Origin of the sequence: Oricola sp., assembly GCF_965230365.1 — a bacterium.
Lineage (GTDB): Bacteria > Pseudomonadota > Alphaproteobacteria > Rhizobiales > Rhizobiaceae > Oricola.
In genome coordinates, this window is the sequence record NZ_OZ246003.1 from 3138599 (window position 1) to 3155928 (window position 17330).

Below are 17330 nucleotides of genomic sequence, written 5' to 3' on the forward strand. Positions count from 1 at the left end.
GGCCGTTTTTACCATCTGAGAAGGACCGCGCCCCAGGTAAATCCGCCGCCCATCGCCTCCAGCAAAATCAAATCCCCGCTCTTGATGCGGCCGTCCTCGACCGCAACCGAAAGCGCCAGGGGAACCGAAGCCGCCGAGGTGTTGCCGTGCCGGTCGACGGTCATAACGACCTTGTCCCCGGGAATGCCGAGCTTTCGGGCCGACGCATCGATGATCCTCCGGTTGGCCTGGTGCGGCACGAACCAGTCGATCTGGTCCGATGTGATGCCGGCAACCGAAAAGGAATCCTCAATGACATCGGTGATCATGCCGACTGCATGCTTGAAGACCTCCCTGCCCTGCATGCGCAGATGCCCGACCGTTTGCGTGCTCGATGGTCCGCCGTCGACATAGAGCTTCTCGCGATGATCGCCGTCAGAACGCAGCTTGGCCGCCAGAATACCTGTGTCAGACGTCAGTCCGACGCCTTCAACCGCCTCCAGCACAACCGCCCCGGCACCGTCGCCGAACAGCACGCACGTCGTGCGGTCGGTCCAGTCGAGGATACGGGAGAACGTCTCGGCGCCGATGACCAACACGCGGCGCGCCATACCGCCGCGAATATAAAGATCGGCGGTCGTGATCGCGTAAATGAAACCGGTGCACACCGCCTGGACATCGAACGCAGCGCCATGGTGCATGCCGAGCCGATGCTGGATTTCCACCGCGGTCGCCGGGAACGTGTTGTTGGGCGTTGACGTCGCGAGCACAATCAGGTCGATGTCGGCAGGCGTGAGCCCGGCGGAGTCCAGCGCATTGCGCGCAGCCGCTTCGCCCAGCGATGCTGTCGTTTCGTTCTCGTTGGCGATGTAGCGCTGACGGATACCGGTCCGCTGAACGATCCATTCGTCGGAAGTTTCGACGATTGTCTCGAATTCCGCATTCGACATCGCCCGCTCGGGCAATGCACGTCCGATTCCCCTTACGGCGGATCTGATCATTTTTTTTGTCCTGCACGTGCAACTGGCTGGCCTGCCTCCGCGTGCTGCGCCGAGCGGCGGCCGTGAAAGTATCTCAGGTCGGTGTCGATTTTCGAAAGAAGGCTGTTGCGAACCATGTCGTAGCCAACATCGACGGCGGCGGAAAAACCCTCCGCGTCGGTGCCCCCGTGGCTTTTGATGACGATCCCGTTGAGGCCGAGGAACACCCCACCATTGACCTTGCGCGGATCCATCTTGTCGCGCAGGCGATTGAAGGCGCCGCGCGCCAGAAGATATCCGATCCGCGCCGTCAGCGTGCGGCCCATCGCGGCGCGAAGGTACTCGGCAATCTGCCGGGCGGTCCCTTCGGCCGTTTTCAAGGCGATATTGCCGGAGAAGCCTTCGGTCACGACGACGTCGACCGTGCCCTTGCCGAGATCGTCGCCTTCGACAAATCCGCGATAGTCGAGCGTCGAGAGGCCGGCCTGACGCAGCAGGCGGCCCGCTTCCTTGACTTCTTCCTGGCCCTTGATTTCCTCGACGCCGACATTCAGCAGGCCGACGGTCGGTTTCTTTACCTCAATCAATGCGCGCGCCATCGCCGCGCCCATTACAGAAAAATCGACAAGCTGCTGGGCGTCCGCGCCAATGGTCGCGCCCACATCGAGCACAATGCTTTCGCCGCGCAGCGTCGGCCAGATCGCAGCGATCGCGGGCCGCTCGATGTCCGCCATCGTGCGCAGGCAGAATTTCGACATCGCCATCAGCGCGCCGGTGTTGCCAGCCGACACGCAGACATCCGCGGCCCCGGTCTTGACCGCCTCGATCGACTTCCACATGGACGATTTCCAGCGCCCGTGGCGCAATGCCTGGCTCGGCTTGTCGTCCATCTTCACGGCAATATCGCAATGCACGAAATCAGAGGCGGCGCGCAACGCAGGGTGCCGGTCGAGATGCGGCAGAACCATGTCTTCCTGGCCGAAGATTGCAAACCGCAGATCGGGGTGGCGCTCCAGCGACGTGGCGGCGCCCGGAATGACAACGGCCGGTCCGAAATCCCCGCCCATCGCATCAATCGATACCGTTATCACTCGAGCCTGTTCCCGTCGTTTTCTGGTTTCGGCGTCACCTGCGGCGGGCAGAACATAGCCATTTTGCCGGTGGTCACAACCGATTATTTAGCCGGAACCGGCCTATCAGAGCTTGTCGCGCAGCGCCGCGAGGCCGGCAAACGGGTTCGCCCTGCCGTCACCATCCTCGTTGTCGCTTTCGATATCGAGGGCGGCACCCTCGGCGCGGGGATAGGGGTCGATCTCCAGTTCGAAGAACTCCTCTGCCACAGCGCCGGCGTCTAGCACGCCACCCACAAAAGTCTCCGGGGCATCGGGACCGTCCGGATCGACAAGAAGTGCGCCATCGTCGTCAAGCGGGCGCTCCAATGACGATCCCTCCGGTAGAAACACCGCATCGACAGTCGTTTCAATCACAGTCTCGATCGGTGCAAGCGTGACCACGCATTGCTGCGTGATCCGTGCCGTCAGGCTTCCGGCAACTTTCACGCCGTCCTTGCGCCAGCGCTTCAACACCAGATCGGCATGAAACGCCGCGGCCTGCGACAGACCGTGCGCCTCAGCCAGCGCCGTCCGTTCGGCTTCATCGGCATCGATGCGCAAGTCGAACCCGTTTGTCGGCAAAACCGAGACGGTAACCGGCCTGGAAACCGGGCTTTTGCGATTCTTGTCCATCGCCATCACCGTTCCCCCGCAAACGCCGCCGGAAACGAAAGCTTGCCCGCCAGAATGTCGGCATCGGTCTGGCTGGCAAAGTGGTCGCGGACGCGCAGCGCATAGGAGGCGATTTCGCCTGCGGCGACCGCATTCGCATCATGCGCCGCGATATTGCGCGAGACCGTCTCGGCGAATGCACTGGAATCGTTGTCATCGAGCGCCTGCCAGTAGTTGCCCATGCGGCCGTAAAACATGCGCGCCAGTTTCTTCATCCGCTTCGGAACGCCGGGATCGCCAACGCCCAGTTCGCGAATCGAATGGTCGACATCGCGAAAAAACTGGTCGAGCACGTCCTGGGAAAGCCCGGAAAGCGCGTCTTCGCCTTCTCGCGTGCGGTGCAAGAAAAGAATCATGTGCAGAGATATGCTCTCGTAGCGGCCAATCGGCGTATCCGGAATTCCCCAGTCGCTGAACAAGACCGGCTGCCGCGCCGCGTCGGTAATCGCGGCGTGTACAGAGTCGACGATTTGGCGGTTACGGTTTTTCGGCGTCCGCCGAAACAGTGACATAATCATTGTGCACACGCATTTTTCATCGATAATCGCGCTCGCCCGGTCACCTTGCAACCAATCGAAAGCCGGGGTACCGAGCCAAGGGTGACAAGGCCAGTGCCTTGCAGATAACGGAGATGAGGGTGACGCCCAACAAAATCAAGAAAACTCTGCGTCCGGCGGTCGCTGTTTCGCTTGCCTTGTCGATTGCGGCCCTGTCAGGTTGCTCGGCAGTCGGCGCTCTCGACACGAAGGAAGTCTACAAGCAGGGCTATGTGATCGACGAGCAGACCCTGCAGCTTGTACCGCCCGGTTCAAGCCGCGAGCAGGTGTTGCTGGCGCTCGGCACACCCACCACGACCGAGGATTTCGATACCGAGGTGTTCTACTACATCTCGCAGACGCGACAACGCAACGCCGCGTTCCTGAAAACCCGCCTCGTGGACCAGCGTATCCTGGCGGTTTATTTCGACGATGAAAACACCGTCCAGCGCATCGCCGACTACGGGCTGAGAGACGGGCGCGTGTTCGACTTCATCACGCGAACCACACCGACGGGCGGCAAGGACCAGACCTTCCTGGCGCAGGTCTTCAGCGGCACGGTGAACGCCGGACCCGGACGTATCCTCGGGCGCTGACGACGCCGGCGCGTCCAACGGCGCTTGCTGCCAGCGTGCCGGCAGGATCGATCAGGCAGACAGAAAAAACCCGCGGTGTTGCCACCGCGGGTTTTCGTTTCGATATCGCGCAGCGATCAGTGCGCCAGCACGGCCAACAGCAGCAGCGCGACAATATTGGTGATCTTGATCGCCGGGTTCACGGCCGGTCCAGCCGTGTCCTTGTAGGGATCGCCCACCGTGTCACCGGTGACCGATGCCTTGTGCGCTTCCGATCCCTTTTCGTGCTTGACGCCGTCCTTATCGACAAAGCCGTCCTCGAAGGACTTCTTGGCGTTGTCCCAAGCACCGCCGCCCGACGTCATCGAGATGGCGACGAACAGACCGTTGACGATCACGCCGAGCAGCATTGCGCCGACAGCGGCAAACGCCGACGCCTTGGAGCCGGAGATCAGCAGGACGCCGAAGTAAACGACGAGCGGCGCCAGGACTGGCAGCAGCGACGGGATGATCATCTCGCGAATGGCCGCACGGGTCAGCATGTCGACAGCGCGGGCATAGTCCGGACGGTCCTTGCCTTCCATGATGCCGGGCTTCTCGCGGAACTGACGGCGGACCTCCTCGACGACCGCGCCACCGGCACGGCCGACAGCGGTCATCGCGATGCCGCCGAACAGATACGGGATCAGACCGCCGAAGATCAGGCCGGCCACCACATACGGGTTCGACAGCGAGAAGGAGATGTCTTCCATGCCGGCGAAGTAGCTGTAGGTGTCGGAGTTGGCGGCGAAGTAAGCCAGGTCGTTCGAGTAGGCGGCAAACAGCACCAGCGCGCCAAGACCGGCCGAACCGATCGCGTAGCCTTTGGTGACGGCCTTGGTCGTGTTGCCGACAGCGTCCAGCGCGTCCGTCGACTTGCGGACTTCCGGATCGAGACCCGCCATCTCTGCAATGCCGCCGGCATTGTCGGTAACCGGGCCGAAGGCGTCCAGCGCGACGATCATGCCGGCGAGACCAAGCATGGCGGTAACCGCGATACCGGTTCCAAACAGACCGGCGAGTTGGTAGGTGCTGATAATACCCGCGACGATCACGATTGCCGGCAGCGCCGTCGATTCAAGCGAGATCGCGAGACCCTGAATGACATTGGTGCCATGACCGGTAACCGACGCCTGGCTGATCGAGTTGACCGGACGCTTGTTTGTGCCGGTGTAGTATTCGGTGATGATCACGATCAGGCCGGTGACAATCAGACCGACAATGCCGCAGATGAACAGGTTCCAGCCGGTGATTGACTGACCGTCGACCACGCCGATTTCGCCCCAGCCGATGGTCAGCGACGTCGCCGCGCCAAGACCGATGATCGACAACACGCCGGTGGCGATCAGACCCTTGTAGAGCGCACCCATGATCGAACCATTGGTGCCGAGACGCACAAAGAACGTACCGGCGATCGAGGTAACCAGGCAGGCGGCGCCGATGGCCAGCGGGTAAAGCATAACAGTCGCAAGAACACCCGTGCCGGCAAAGAAGATCGCGCCGAGAACCATCGTCGCGACCACGGTCACGGCGTAGGTCTCGAACAGGTCGGCGGCCATGCCGGCGCAGTCGCCGACATTGTCGCCGACATTGTCGGCGATGGTTGCCGGGTTGCGCGGGTCGTCTTCGGGAATGCCAGCCTCGACTTTACCGACAAGGTCGCCGCCGACATCCGCACCCTTGGTGAAGATACCGCCGCCGAGACGTGCGAAGATCGAAATCAGCGATGCGCCGAAGCCGAGCGCCACCAGGGCGTCGATAACAGTGCGGTCGGACGGATCCATGCCGAGCACCGTGGTCAGATAGTAGTAGTAGACGGAGACGCCGAGCAGCGCGAGACCCGCCACCAGCATGCCGGTGATGGCGCCCGATTTGAATGCGATCTCAAGACCGGCACTCAGGCTGTGGGATGCGGCCTGCGCCGTGCGTACATTGGCGCGCACCGAAACGAACATGCCGATATAGCCGGCCACGCCCGAAAGCACCGCGCCGATCGCGAAGCCGATCGCGGCGGCCCAGGACAGAAGCAGCCAGGCAATGATGAACACCACAACGCCGACGATCGCGATCGTCGTGTACTGGCGGTTAAGATAAGCTTGCGCTCCTTCGCGGATCGCGCCCGCGATTTCCTGCATGCGTGCGTTGCCCTGGTCAGCCGCCAGGACGGACTGCGTGGCCCAGACCGCATACACGACCGACAGCAGGCCGCATGCGATGACTGCAAGAAGTACCATTATGAATTCCCTCGGTTGGCAGGCCCGAAACTCCTCCCGGCCCTGAAGACGTGTCGAGCGCGCCCGCGGCGCGCTCGATCCGGCGATTAAGTAGTTTAAGCGCCAAGCCGAGGTCAAGGCGACTAAGGTCCTGTTAACCGGCTTATCGCCACGAAAGGCGCAATTGCCGCCGTTGGGTCACTCGCCCGGTTGCGCGACCGCCCCACGGCGCGACGAAAAGGCCAAAAGACCGAGCAGGACGAGGCAGAAGGCCACCACCGGGAACACCGTCCAGTTCAACATGTTCCAGCCGAAGGTGTTGAGCGTGAAACCGGCCATCAGCGAGGCAAAGGCAACCGTGGAAAACAGCAGGAAGTCGTGTACGCCCTGCACCTTGTTCTTCTCGCTCAGGCGATAGGTCTCGGCCAGCATGGCCGTCGAGCCGATGAAACCGAAATTCCAGCCAACGCCGAGCAGAACCAGGGCGGCCCAAAACTGCCACAGCGCGATGCCGGACAACGCCACAATGGCACAGCCGACCAGCATGATCATGCCGATGGCGACGATCCGCTCCTTGCCGAAACGGGCGATCAGTTGCCCCGTTACGAAACTTGGCGCGAACATTGCCATCACATGGAAGGAGATGCCGAGCGCCGCATCGTCGGTCGAAAAACCGCAGGCTACCATCGCCAGCGGCGCGCCGGTCATGACAAAACTCATCAGCGCATAGGACCCGACGCCGCAGGCGAATGCGACCAGAAAACGCGGCTGCAGCAGTATTTCGGACAACGGACGGGCCGGCTCCGACGACGTCTCCTGGTGGGTCGGTTGATCACGGGCAATGTGCAATGTCGACAGCACGATAATGCCGAGCAGACCGAGCCCGATCGCCGACACGAAGGCGCCGGCAAACATCACCGGCTCGAACAGATCGCTGGTCCACATGACGATTTGCGGACCGATGACGGCGGCAAACACGCCGCCGCCGAGAACCCAGGATATCGCCTTGGCGCGAAAGTGCGGCGGCGCATTGTCCGCTGCGGCGAAACGATACTGCTGCACAAAGGCACCGCCGGTACCGATGACGACCAGTCCAAAGGCAAAGAGCCAGAAATTGAACGTGAACAAAGCGGCGGCGGCAATCGCGGCACCAAGCGACGACAGCATGGCACCTGTCATGAATCCGTTGCGGCGGCCAACTGCGCGCATCAGCATGGCGGCCGGGAGGGCGCCGATCGCGACGCCGATATTGAAGCCGGTGACAGGCGCGGTGGCGAGCGCCTTGTCGGCGCCAAGCAGGTAGTGACCGGCCAAGCCGCCAAGCGTAATGGAAATTGGTGCTACCGAACCGACAATGGCCTGAGACACCGACAGCGTGACTGCGGCTCGCCGCGCGGACGCTTCGTTGATCGCCTGCCCTGTGCTCATGCCTTGCCGCGTCCCTTACCCGTTCCGGATCGTCTTTGCCACACGGTCGAGGACGGCGTTGACAAGCCTTGGTTCCTCACCATCTTCGTAAAACGCCCGGGCGATATCGACATATTCGGATATCACCACCGCCGGGGGCAAATCGCCGGCGCGCGTCAGTTCGTAAGCCCCGGCCCGCAGGATTGCGCGCAACGTCGAATCCAGGCGCGAAAGCGGCCAGTCGTCGGTCAGCGCATCGCGCACGATCGGGTCCAGCCGCTTCTGCTGGCCGACAACACCCGACAGAACGGAGCGGAACCAGGCCGCATCGGCCTCGCGGTACTGTTCGCCGTCGATTTCCTTGCCCAGCCGATAGGTCTCGTATTCGGCTGCCGTCTCCAGCACGCCGCTACCGGCGACATCCATCTGGTAGAGCGCCTGGACCGCGGCAAGCCGGGCCGCGCCGCGCTTGTTTGCGGGTTTCTGCGGCTTCTTCTGGGTTGCAGGGTTAGTCATCGGCACCCAGCTTCGTCCGCAGGGCGATCATCGTCAGCGCCGCGCGTGCGGCATCGCCTCCCTTGTCCTTGCGGTCAGCGCGCGCGCGCACCCAGGCCTGGTCTTCGTCCTCGACGGTCAGGATGCCATTGCCGATGGCCGCGCCCTCGTTGACAGCAAGGTCCGTCAGGCCGCGCGAGGATTCGTTGGCGACAATCTCGAAATGATAGGTTTCACCGCGGATGACCGCGCCGAGCGCAATATAGCCGTCGTAATTCACAGCGCCGTCGAGCGCCATGGAGATCGCCGCCGGCACCTCAAGCGCGCCGGGAACGGTCACGACGTCGCACGTCGCGCCGGCATCGGCAAGTGCCTTCTTGGCGCCCTCAAGAAGCGCATCTGCGAGATCATCGTAAAACCGTGCTTCCACGATCAACAGATGCGGTGACTCTTCGGCCATTTGCGGTCCACTCCAAAGCTGCGTCTTCGTGGCGTGGCCTACGCCTCTTTGCCCGAAGCCGCAAGGCGTTTGCGGTCGCAAGGGCGGCAAGACCTGCACCGCTGCCGGCCGTCCCCGCTAACATGAAATGCGCGGTGGCCCTAGCGGGTATCCCCGAATGCGGCAACATAGCGCTCGACATAGCGAGCGACCTGATCGATTTCGAGGTTCACCGCGTCGCCCTCGTGGCGGTCGCTCCAGGTGGTGACTTCCAGCGAATGACGGATCAGCAACACGTCGAAACGATCACCCTCGACGCCATTGACCGTCAACGATGTGCCATCGAGCGTGACCGATCCCTTGGGCACGATGTACCGCGACAAATCGGCGGGTGCCTCAAGTACGAAACGAACCGCCTCGCCCTCCCCCTCGCGCGACACGATGACTGCCTTTCCATCGACATGGCCGGACACCATGTGACCGCCGAATTCGTCGCCGGCCTTCATGGCGCGTTCCAGATTGATGCGCGTGCCTTTTTTCCAGCCAGACGCCGTCGTCAGGCGCAGCGCTTCCTCCCACGCTTCGACTTCGAACCAAGAGCTGTTGGAACCGGTCTCGGCCTTTTCGACCACCGTCAGGCACACGCCGGCACAAGCGATCGAGGCCCCGATGTCGATCGTCTGCGGATCATAGGCCGTCTCGATCCGCAGCCGCCTGCCTTCGTCGCGTTCCGAAACGTCGGCGACAGCGCCGACATCAGTCACAATGCCAGTAAACATCAGTCCCTCCGGCGAAACTCATAACAGCGGTCGCCGCCGAAGTTCCAGACTGCGGCTTCGTCGTACCTGCCCAGCAGCGTCGACCGCGTAAACGGTGCGGCTATCCCGTTGGCGCCGACGACGACATCGCTTTCAAACAGCACTACCGTATCGGCAAGGTCTTCGTCGAGGAATGACCGCGCGACCGCTGCGCCACCCTCGACCAGCAGTCGGGTGATGCCCCGCGAGGCGAGATCTTCAAGAAGCTCGGGCAGCGCGATGCACCCATCGTATTCCTCGCAGGCGATCATTTGAACGCCGGTGCCGGCTAGGGCTTGTGCGGCAGTACCCTCCGGCTCAACAGTGGCAACCGCGAGCGGCGCTGCTCCGATCGACTGAACAAGGCGCGACGACAACGGCAGCCTTGCGTGGCTGTCGAGCACCACACGCAGCGGCGAACGACTGTCGAGCCCCGGCAGGCGGCAGGTCAGTTCGGGATTGTCCTCGATCGCGGTACCGATACCGACAAGGATCGCATCGTGTTCGGCGCGCAGCACATGGCTTTGCGCGCGCGCCTCGTCACCTGTGATCGGCACTTGCCCCGCAGCCGCGCGGCCAATCATCCCATCAGCTGAAACAGCCAGCTTCAGAGTCACTTGGCAGCGTTTCTTGAAAGATCGCGTGAGATAGCCGCTCAGCACCGAAAGCCCCATGTCGGGCAGCGCGCCTTGCACCACTTCGATTCCGCCGGCGCGCAGGATTTCAAAGCCGCGACCAGACACCCGGTCATCCGGATCGGTCAGTGCAACGACCACCCGCGCAATGCCGGCGGCAACCAGCGCGTCGGCACAGGGCGGGGTGCGGCCATGGTGCGCGCATGGTTCAAGCGACACATAGGCGGTCGCGCCGCGGGCCAGGTCGCCTGCCTCGGCAAGGGCGATCGGTTCGGCATGCGGCCGGCCGCCGCGTGCCGTGATGCCGCGCCCGACGATGAAAGGCCCCTGCCCGTCGTCGCGGACGATCAGCGTACCGACTGATGGATTGGTGCCGGTCAGTCCGAGTTGACGGCGCGAATAACGGATACAGGCCGCCATGAAGCGGCGATCGGTTTCCGTGATATTGCTGTTCATCGCGCTAAGCCGGCCCTATTCGCCCGCGGGCGCGACCGGATCCTCGTCATCGACGGGCAAATTGCCGCCGAGTTCACCAAGCAGATCCTGAAAGTCCTGCGGGTCGCGGAAGTTCTTGTAGACGGAGGCAAAGCGCACATAGGCGACGTCGTCCATTCCCTTCAGCGCTTCCATGACAAGGGTGCCGATCGTATCGGCGGCGATATCCTGTTCACCCGAGCTTTCCAGCTGCCGCACGATCCCCGAGACCGCGCGTTCGACACGCTCGGGATCTATGGGCCGCTTGCGCAGTGCGATCTCGAAGGACCGCGCCAGCTTGTCACGGTCGAACGGCACCTTGCGGCCATTCTTCTTGACCACGAAGAGATCGCGCAACTGCACGCGCTCGAACGTGGTGAAGCGGCCGCCGCAATCCGGGCAAACGCGGCGGCGGCGGATGACCGACCCATCCTCGGCGGGCCGGCTGTCCTTCACCTGGGTGTCATGCGACTGGCAGAAAGGGCAACGCATGCCCGACTGTTAGCCCATGTAGCCGTAGATCGGGAAGCGCTCGGTCAGCGCGACCACATCTTTCTTGACCGCCTCCTCGACCGCAGCGTTGTCGCCATCGGGGCCGGCTTCGCGCAGACCGTCCAGCACCTGTGCGATCATGCGCCCGATGTCGCGGAACTCGGCCGGGCCGAAGCCGCGGGTCGTGCCGGCCGGCGTGCCAAGGCGAATACCGGAGGTCACGAATGGCTTTTCGGGATCGAACGGCACACCGTTCTTGTTGCAGGTGATGTAGGCGCGTCCGAGCGCCGCTTCGGCGGCCTTGCCGGTGACTCTCTTGGGCCGCAGGTCGGCGAGCATCAGGTGGTTGTCGGTACCGCCAGACACGATATCGAGCCCCTGCTCTTTCAGGCTCTCTGCCAGCGCCTTGGCGTTATCGGCAACCGATTTCGCATAGGATTTGAATTCCGGCTGCAGGGCTTCACCGAACGCGACGGCCTTGCCGGCGATGGCGTGCATCAACGGGCCACCCTGGAGGCCGGGGAACACCGCGGAATTGATCTTCTTGGCGATCGCCTCGTCATTGCTGAGGATGAGACCGCCGCGCGGACCGCGCAACGACTTGTGGGTTGTCGAGGTGACGGCGTGAGCATAGGGCACCGGCGACGGATGGACGCCGCCCGCGACGAGGCCGGCGATGTGCGCCATGTCGACCATCAGATAGGCGCCGACGGAATCGGCGATTTCGCGGAACCGCTTCCAGTCCCAGATCCGCGAATAGGCAGTGCCACCTGCGATGATCAGCTTCGGCTTGTGCTCTTCGGCCTTGGCCGCGACATCGTTCATGTCGAGCAGGTGATCCTCTTCGCGCACGCCGTAGGAGACGACGTTGAACCACTTGCCGGACATATTGACCGGCGAGCCGTGCGTCAGATGGCCGCCCGAATTCAGGTCGAGCCCCATGAAGGTGTCACCCGGCTGCAGCAAGGCCAGGAAAACCGCCTGGTTCATCTGACTGCCGGAATTCGGCTGAACATTCGCGAAGTTGCTGCCGAACAGCTTCTTGGCGCGCTCAATCGCCAACTCCTCGGCGATATCGACGAACTGGCAGCCGCCATAGTAGCGCTTGCCGGGATACCCCTCCGCATACTTGTTGGTCATCACCGAGCCCTGCGCTTCCAGAACGGCGCGCGAGACGATGTTTTCCGAAGCGATCAGCTCGATTTCGTGGCGCTGGCGTCCCAGTTCCTTGCGGATGGCGTCGAAAATCTCCGGATCTCTCTCCGCCAGTGGCTGCGAGAAGAAAGCGTCGGAATAAGCGGCGTTTTCCGCCGCACTGTTCTGTGACATCGGTCAGTCCTTCTTTGAGCGCGATGATCGAATTGGCGCGGCAATATCACGGATGCAACGCCGTTGCCATGTCTGATCGCGAAGAGAATCTGGCGTTACCCGACAGATTGCGCGGGCCGGCAGGCCCTGGCATTCAAAGTGTCGTTGTCGAGGTAAGCTGCAACTCGTCGACGCCGTCCAGGCCGTAGATGTCATCGCGGAAATGGACCACGCGGTCGCCTGTCGACCAGGCGCTGACATAGACGAAGTAGACCGGCACGGCGACGGTAAGCGGGACTTCGGTGTTCTCACCGCCGGCAACGACCGCCTCGATCTGGTTGCGCGACCATCCCGGCGTATCGCGAAGTAGCCATATCGTCAGTTCGCGCACATTGTGCACGCGCACGCAGCCAGAGGATTCAAAGCGCAGCAACTGGCCAAACAGGCTGCGCTCCGGCGTATCGTGCATGTAGACGGCATGCGGATTGTGGAAATTGATCTTCGTCGAGGACATGGCGTTGATCTTGCCCGGATCCTGGCGGAAGCGCAGTCGCAGCGCCTCGTCGGTCGTCCAGTCGACGATCTCCGGCGGAACTTCGTTGCCCTGCGGGTCGAACAGCCGGATGGAGTTGCGCGCCAGATAGGTCGGATCCTCGCGCACGACCGGAATGATGTCCTTCTCGATGATCGATTTCGGCGCGGTCCAATAGGGATTGAGAATGACCTCGTGGATCTGCGAATTGAGGATCGGCGTCTGCCGGTCAACCTTGCCGACGATAGCCTTGTGGTTCTGCGCCACGCGACCGTTCTCCACCGCCTCGATCTCTGCGGCCGGTATGTTCACCATCACATAGCGGTCGCCGAGGAAGCCGGACATCGACTGCAGGCGGACCAGATTGGTCTCGAGTTGGCCCAGCCGCGTCTCCGCCGAAACGTTGAGGGCCGCCAGCGTCACCTCGCCGATGATCCCGTCGGCCGGAACACCGTGGCGTTCCTGAAAGCGCTTTACCGCGGCATCGAGAAAGGTGTCATAGACCGGGCTGTCGCCAGCGTTGTGCGACAGGTCGCCGGATACCGCCAACCGCTGCCGCAACTGCCGGACGGCCGGGCTGGAGGATCCCACACGCAACTGCTCGGTCAGGTCGATACGCGGCCAGCCGCCGCGCACCACGATGCCGCGATAGTCGGCAATCGCCTGCTCGACATAGGAAACCGTTGCCGGGCTCAGGATCGGCTGCCGGGTGCGCACCGCAGGCGCACGCGTTCCCACGGCGTCGAACTGATCGTCCCAGTTGCCGCGGCGCGGCGATCGCAGGATCTCGATCAGCGAGTCCTGGGCGCCGGCATGGGCCGTTCCCGCCAACATGGCGCCGAAGGCGCCTGCACCCTTGAGAAACTGCCGCCGGCTGGCTTTTTTAAATCCGCTCATCATTCACCTGCGTATCCGTCAGCAAGGGTGCTACCCGGTTGTTATTCGCCGGATCGCTAGCACCGTCAACTTAACAAAGCGGAAACCATGATCACGGTTCCGCGATCCAGAGAGCTGCGCTCTACGAATGACTGTCGCCCTCTTGCAAACCCTCGCCCCGACGCTCGGAGCATTCACAGCATTATGGCTAATTCATGTTTGGTTACGCGATGCTGGCGTCATCGATTACTACTGGGGGCCCGGCTTTGCGGTGATCGCCGCAATCCACGTGTTCCGGCTGGAAACCATTACTCCACTGCAGTGGATTTTCTTCGCCGCGGTCACGCTTTGGGCTTTCCGCCTTGCGGCGCATCTGATCCGCCGGCATCGGCACTCGTCGGGCGAAGACGGCCGCTATGCATACATGCGCACGCATGGCGGGCCCGGCTTCTGGTGGAAAAGCCTGTTCACGATCTTCCTCTTGCAAGGCGTGCTGCAATGGATCATTGCAGCGCCCGTGCATGGCGCGCTGTCCGGCGGCTCTTCCGGCGCTGTTTCGCCGGTCCTCTTCTGGGTCGGCCTGACCATCTATGCCACCGGGCTGACGATCGAGTGGGTGGCTGACCTTCAGTTGCACCGAGCCCGTCAATCGACGCGCGCTAGTAGCGCCGGCATGATCGCACGGACCGGGCTTTGGGCGCGATCGAGACACCCGAACTACTTTGGAGAAATCGTGTTGTGGTGCGGGCTGGCGACAAGCGCTTGTGCGCTTGGCGGCGGGCTGGTGGTTTTTGCCGGGCCAGTCTTGCTGATTGCCGCGATTACCGGCGTCTCTATACCGCTGACCGAAGCGCATATGCGCCGGACCCGGCATGGATTCGAGGAATACGCCGAGCAGGTGCCGCGTCTCATACCCGCCTTGACGATTCGCGGCCGCAGCCGGCAACCGGCGGAATAACGCCAGCTAAGCGGACCAAATCCGCAGAAAGGGCGCAAAGTTGGATGCCGCGCCCTTTCTCAATCCGGTCTCATCGGATCAAAGCCGATAGAGGATCGTGTCGTTCCAGAACCGGTCAAGGCGCTGCATAGCACGGTTCATCGCCTGGAATTCGTTGGTTCCAATACCGCCAACGGCTTCGATCGACAGGATGTGACGATCGTAGAGCTCGGCGACGATATCGGCCACATCCTTGCCCTTCTCGGTCAGGCTCACCCGGACCGAACGGCGATCCGACTGGGATTTCTTGTGATCGATGAAGCCGAGTTCGACCAGCTTCTTGAGATTGTAGGACACGTTCGAACCGAGATAGAAGCCGCGCGAACGCAGTTCGCCCGCCGTCAGAACATTGTCACCAATGTTGAACAGCAGCAGGGCTTGCACGGCATTGATATCGCTGCGGCCTGCACGGTCGAATTCGTCCTTGACGACATCCAGCAGACGGCGGTGCAACCGCTCAACCAGCTGCAGGGACTCCAGATAAAGATCCCTGACTTCCTTGGAAGACGAATCGGCACGGGCAGCGCCCACCATATTGGTCGCATTCATCATGATCAGTTTGCCTCTCTGTTGTGCCGGTGATGTTTTTCTCACCGTTGCAGGCAAACTAGCCAATCCAACTAAAATTCGACTTAAACGCCATCGTTAACAACAGCTTACGGCAAAACTGATCTGCAACAACGTTAATGATCACTTGTTCTGGCACGAAACCTTTGCATCAAAACGACAGCAAGAATGGCCGCGAGGACAAGCAACTTCACGACATGGCCGGCAACCAGATAGGGCCGCCAGACATAGCTGTCGGACCAAATCCCGTAGATCGCGATTTCCAGCAGCATCGCGGCGCACCAGAGTACGATGCCCCAACTCGTCAGCATCCACATGCCCATCGCCGCGCATGGAAGCAGAATGGCCAGGATGACGCCCGGCACCTGCCAGTGCAACGGCAACAGATCGAAGCGCGGCATCAGGGCGTTGTCGATCCCGGTCAGTTGAACCCAGTAGTTGAGCCCTGAAACCATCGTGACGACAGACATGACCCTAAGGAGCCAGACGAGCGCCGTCTGGGCCGCAGTTGGTCCTACTTCCCGCAGTTGATCGCTGAGCGTCGCCATTTCCTCGTCCGCTCGCATTCTCCGCCCCGCAATGCCAATGGCCTATCCCGACCCACCATGCTAGGCAAAATCAGATAGTCGACAACCGGCGAAGGGCAAAGAAACGCATGCACAGAAGCGTGGACGAGATAACCGGAAGCAAACGCCTAAGAAGAATGCGCCGGGATGACTGGTCACGAAGGCTCGTCCGTGAAAACGACCTGACCGTCAGCGATTTGATCTGGCCGATTTTTCTGATCGAAGGCCAGGATGCCGTAGAGCCCATCGACGCCATGCCCGGCGTTGAGCGGCTGACCGTGGACCGTGCCATTGCGGCGGCGCAGAGAGCCCGGGAACTGGGGATTCCCGCAATCGCCACGTTCCCCAACATACCGATCGAGAAACGCGACCGGACCGGCAGCCACAGCCTGGATGCGGACAATCTGATCAACCACGCGACGAGAGCCATCAAGGCGGCGGTACCCGACATCGGCATCATTACCGACGCGGCGCTCGATCCGTTCACCGATCACGGGCATGACGGCGTGCTGGAAGGCGGGATCATCGTCAATGACGAATCTGTGGAAAAGATCGCCAAGGCGGCGGTTGGCCAGGCCATGGCCGGCGCCGACATCATCGCACCGTCCGACATGATGGATGGACGCGTCGGAGCGATTCGCGATGCCCTGGACGACGCCGGCTTCCAAGACGTGGCCATCATGTCCTATGCGACCAAGTTCGCGTCGGCCTATTACGGTCCCTACCGCGAGGCGATCGGTACCGCCGGCGTGCTGAAGGGTGACAAGAAGACCTACTACATCGATCCCGCCAACACCGACGAGGCGATGCGCGAAACCGAGGCCGATCTCCTCGAAGGCGCCGATATGGTCATGGTGAAACCGGGCTTGCCTTATCTCGATATCTGTCGCCGCGTGAAAGACACGTTCCAGGTGCCGACATTCGCCTATCAGGTGTCCGGCGAGTACGCGATGATCGAGGCTGCCGCCGCGAATGGCTGGCTCGACGGCGAGCGCGTGATGATGGAGAGCCTGCTCGCCTTCAAGCGCGCGGGCTGCGACGGAATCCTGACATATTTCGCGCCACGGGCGGCGGAAATCCTGCAGGAGAAGGGCTGAAACTTGAAAACCGACAGGCTACTCACCACCTCGAACCCAGAAAGGGTGAGGCATGGCTGACGCGCAGACCTACACATACGAGACCGACCGTTTTGACGACTGGCGCCTCTTCCAGGGGGTCCGCACGCGTCGGATCATGGCGTTTCTGGTCGATTACGCGATGGTGTTCATCCTGCTGGTGCTCGCCATCCCGGTGGTCTTTCTGCTCGGTTTCGCAACGCTGGGCGCGGCCTGGCTGCTCTACTTCATCCTCGGCCCGCTGGTGGCGTTGACCTATATCGGCTGGACGCTGGGCGGGCCGGCGCAGGCGACCGTGGGCATGCGGATCACCGGAATCCGGCTGGAACGCTATGACGGACGGCGCATCGACTTCCTGACAGCCGTGGTGCATGCAGTGCTGTTCTGGGCGCAGACGGTCATATTCTTTCCGCTGCTGCTGGCCCCGCTGGTGCTCGAACACAAGCGGACACTGCACGATCTGGCGCTCGGTACGGTCGTGGTCCGCGACAATGTGCTCTAGAGTGCTCCCGCCGGCGCTCCGA

General features: G+C 62.2%; 19 protein-coding genes. 4 read left to right on the forward strand and 15 right to left on the reverse strand.

Features of this window, described 5'->3' with window-relative positions; translation table 11 throughout:
* Nucleotides 1–8 precede the first annotated feature (8 nt).
* The 4 genes from ACO06R_RS15255 to ACO06R_RS15270 all read right to left on the reverse strand — a co-directional run bounded on the left by ACO06R_RS15255 (nt 9) and on the right by ACO06R_RS15270 (nt 3261).
* Entirely contained in the window at nt 9–980 is a 972-nt protein-coding gene (locus ACO06R_RS15255) for a beta-ketoacyl-ACP synthase III (RefSeq protein ID WP_421851765.1), read from the reverse strand.
* Nucleotides 977–2050 carry a phosphate acyltransferase PlsX gene (gene plsX / locus ACO06R_RS15260; RefSeq protein WP_421851768.1) on the reverse strand — a complete coding sequence of 358 codons (1074 nt, stop codon included), beginning with the start codon at nt 2048–2050 and terminating at the stop codon, nt 977–979. Before plsX ends, ACO06R_RS15255 begins: the two co-directional genes overlap by 4 nt.
* A gap of 105 nt (nt 2051–2155) precedes the next feature.
* A complete protein-coding gene (locus ACO06R_RS15265; RefSeq protein WP_421851772.1) occupies nt 2156–2704 on the reverse strand; it encodes a DUF177 domain-containing protein in 549 nt (182 codons plus the stop codon).
* A 5-nt stretch (nt 2705–2709) separates the two neighbouring features.
* Nucleotides 2710–3261, reverse strand: coding sequence for a ubiquinol-cytochrome C chaperone family protein (locus tag ACO06R_RS15270; RefSeq protein WP_421851775.1), 552 nt, complete (start codon nt 3259–3261; stop codon nt 2710–2712).
* Between the two features lie 113 nt (nt 3262–3374).
* On the opposite strand from ACO06R_RS15270, the gene ACO06R_RS15275 reads away from it, so the two are divergent.
* Nucleotides 3375–3875 carry an outer membrane protein assembly factor BamE gene (locus tag ACO06R_RS15275; protein WP_421851778.1) on the forward strand — a complete coding sequence of 167 codons (501 nt, stop codon included), beginning with the start codon at nt 3375–3377 and terminating at the stop codon, nt 3873–3875.
* Nucleotides 3876–3991: 116 nt separating this feature from the next.
* Here ACO06R_RS15275 and ACO06R_RS15280 read toward each other — a convergent pair whose 3' ends face one another.
* From ACO06R_RS15280 to ACO06R_RS15320, 9 genes are all read right to left on the reverse strand, one after another.
* A complete protein-coding gene (locus ACO06R_RS15280) occupies nt 3992–6127 on the reverse strand; it encodes a sodium-translocating pyrophosphatase (RefSeq protein ID WP_421851781.1) in 2136 nt (711 codons plus the stop codon).
* A gap of 177 nt (nt 6128–6304) precedes the next feature.
* A complete protein-coding gene (locus ACO06R_RS15285) occupies nt 6305–7534 on the reverse strand; it encodes an MFS transporter (RefSeq protein WP_421851785.1) in 1230 nt (409 codons plus the stop codon).
* A 15-nt stretch (nt 7535–7549) separates the two neighbouring features.
* Nucleotides 7550–8029: a transcription antitermination factor NusB gene (gene nusB / locus ACO06R_RS15290; RefSeq protein ID WP_421851788.1), complete on the reverse strand. Its 480-nt coding sequence runs from the start codon at nt 8027–8029 to the stop codon at nt 7550–7552.
* Nucleotides 8022–8468: a 6,7-dimethyl-8-ribityllumazine synthase gene (locus tag ACO06R_RS15295; protein WP_421851792.1), complete on the reverse strand. Its 447-nt coding sequence runs from the start codon at nt 8466–8468 to the stop codon at nt 8022–8024. The genes nusB and ACO06R_RS15295 overlap by 8 nt, the downstream gene beginning before the upstream one ends.
* Nucleotides 8469–8608: 140 nt before the next feature.
* A complete protein-coding gene (locus tag ACO06R_RS15300) occupies nt 8609–9226 on the reverse strand; it encodes a riboflavin synthase (protein WP_421851796.1) in 618 nt (205 codons plus the stop codon).
* Entirely contained in the window at nt 9226–10335 is a 1110-nt protein-coding gene (ribD, locus tag ACO06R_RS15305) for a bifunctional diaminohydroxyphosphoribosylaminopyrimidine deaminase/5-amino-6-(5-phosphoribosylamino)uracil reductase RibD (RefSeq protein WP_421851799.1), read from the reverse strand. The genes ACO06R_RS15300 and ribD overlap by 1 nt, the downstream gene beginning before the upstream one ends.
* Before the next feature lie 15 nt (nt 10336–10350).
* Entirely contained in the window at nt 10351–10845 is a 495-nt protein-coding gene (nrdR, locus tag ACO06R_RS15310) for a transcriptional regulator NrdR (protein WP_421851802.1), read from the reverse strand.
* Between the two features lie 9 nt (nt 10846–10854).
* Nucleotides 10855–12174: a serine hydroxymethyltransferase gene (glyA, locus tag ACO06R_RS15315; RefSeq protein WP_421851805.1), complete on the reverse strand. Its 1320-nt coding sequence runs from the start codon at nt 12172–12174 to the stop codon at nt 10855–10857.
* A 133-nt stretch (nt 12175–12307) separates the two neighbouring features.
* On the reverse strand, nt 12308–13582 hold the full coding sequence (locus ACO06R_RS15320; RefSeq protein WP_421859433.1) for a L,D-transpeptidase family protein: 1275 nt from the start codon (nt 13580–13582) through the stop codon (nt 12308–12310).
* 127 nt (nt 13583–13709) lie between these two features.
* Between ACO06R_RS15320 and ACO06R_RS15325 the strand changes: the two genes are divergently transcribed.
* Nucleotides 13710–14519: a DUF1295 domain-containing protein gene (locus tag ACO06R_RS15325; RefSeq protein ID WP_421851808.1), complete on the forward strand. Its 810-nt coding sequence runs from the start codon at nt 13710–13712 to the stop codon at nt 14517–14519.
* A gap of 78 nt (nt 14520–14597) precedes the next feature.
* Here ACO06R_RS15325 and ldtR read toward each other — a convergent pair whose 3' ends face one another.
* A complete protein-coding gene (gene ldtR / locus ACO06R_RS15330; protein ID WP_421851811.1) occupies nt 14598–15110 on the reverse strand; it encodes a transcriptional regulator LdtR in 513 nt (170 codons plus the stop codon).
* Nucleotides 15111–15241: 131 nt separating this feature from the next.
* Nucleotides 15242–15673, reverse strand: coding sequence for a DUF6163 family protein (locus ACO06R_RS15335; RefSeq protein ID WP_421851814.1), 432 nt, complete (start codon nt 15671–15673; stop codon nt 15242–15244).
* Between the two features lie 107 nt (nt 15674–15780).
* Here ACO06R_RS15335 and hemB point away from each other — a divergent pair, with 107 nt between their 5' ends.
* A complete protein-coding gene (hemB, locus tag ACO06R_RS15340) occupies nt 15781–16788 on the forward strand; it encodes a porphobilinogen synthase (protein WP_421851817.1) in 1008 nt (335 codons plus the stop codon).
* A 52-nt stretch (nt 16789–16840) separates the two neighbouring features.
* Complete coding sequence (locus ACO06R_RS15345; protein ID WP_421851819.1) at nt 16841–17308, forward strand: RDD family protein; 468 nt, start codon at nt 16841–16843, stop codon at nt 17306–17308.
* Nucleotides 17309–17330: the final 22 nt, after the last annotated feature.